This window comes from Paenibacillus pini JCM 16418 (genome assembly GCF_000576305.1).
GTDB classification, from domain to species: Bacteria; Bacillota; Bacilli; order Paenibacillales; family Paenibacillaceae; genus Paenibacillus_AQ; species Paenibacillus_AQ pini.
Map to the genome: position 1 here is coordinate 1 of NZ_BAVZ01000056.1, position 1384 is coordinate 1384.

Annotated in this window: 2 pseudogenes; both read left to right on the plus strand. The window is 31.8% G+C overall.

Annotated features, from left to right (window positions below):
• Window positions 1–282, plus strand: a pseudogene (locus tag JCM16418_RS25240) (hypothetical protein); the annotation flags it as partial.
• 38 nt (window positions 283–320) lie between these two features.
• Window positions 321–1384: pseudogene (locus JCM16418_RS23315) on the plus strand (hypothetical protein); the annotation flags it as partial.

A 1384-nucleotide genomic window follows, 5' to 3' on the forward strand; every position in this document is an offset into this window, starting at 1 on the left:
CCATTTGATAAATTTATTCGAGAGAATCACGGGAATACAAAAGTAAAAGATATATACGGCAATGTTCATGATATTATTGAAGAAGATATACAAGTCATATTTACCAAGAGTCAATTCAAAATGTGGAAATATTATAGAGACTGGGATAATTACATAGAACTGTTTAAAAAAAATAATTGCCAAATAGGAAGATGTAACGAAGAAGAAGACAATTTTGTTGATAAAAGAATAAATTATCAAATGCTCCAAACATTAACTGATTTTACAAATGTAGGAAGTTGAGAAAGTTACCAATACAAACTAATCAAAAAATAAAGCTCATGAGTAGTGATAGAGTCACTATGTTAGATATGTTTGGGGTTCGCAAAGGTAGAAAAACAATGAATAACTTTCAGAAATCACTAAGTATCTACCCTGAACTTCTCGAAGACACATACACAAAACATTCTCTAAAGCAAATCAAAAAAAAAGCCACTAAAGAAGGAAAAGCTGGTAAGTTGGACATTGATTGCAAATACTCTTTTGTTTGCCCTGATTTATACGCTTTTTGTGAGTACCTTTTCTTAGATAATAAAAGCCCAAGTGGACTGCTTAATAGCGGAGAAGTTTCATTTACAGAATATGAAGATGGCATAGAACTCGATTGCTTAAGAAGTCCGCATTTATACAGGGAACATGCTATAAGAAAAAATTTTCATAATCAAAAAACAAAAGAGTGGTTTGTTACTAAAGGAATTTACACTAGTATACATGATCCCATAAGCAAGATTCTGATGTTCGATAATGATGGAGATACATTGTTAGTTGTAAGAGATCAAACAATTGTTCAAGCTGCTAAACGTAACATGAAAGGAATTGTACCATTATATTATGAAATGAAAAAAGCAGACAATCATAAGATTGATTCAAATATGATATACGATGGATTAGTGTCGGCTTATACTGGCGGGAATATTGGAGTTATAAGTAACGATATTACTAAGGTGTGGAATAGTGAAAACATCAATCTGGACGTAATCAAATGGGAATGTATGCTTAATAATTTTACGATTGATTATGCTAAGACCCTATATAAACCGACTATTCCCAAAGAGCATAAAAAAACCATTTCTTCATACGTGAAGAATAAAGTTCCTCATTTCTTCTTATACGCTAAGGATAAGGAAAGAGATAAGGTTGAGAATGTAAATGGCAGTACTATGAATAGAATCTCGAAGTCAATAGTGAATAAGCGAATGAATTTCAGAAAAATAAATGTAGAGCCATTCGATTACAAGATGTTAATGAGTAATCCTAACACCGAAGCAATCACGAAGATTTCCGAATATTACACACTATTAGATCAAGAAAATGCTGTAAGAGGAGTAAAGACTGTAAAACTGGG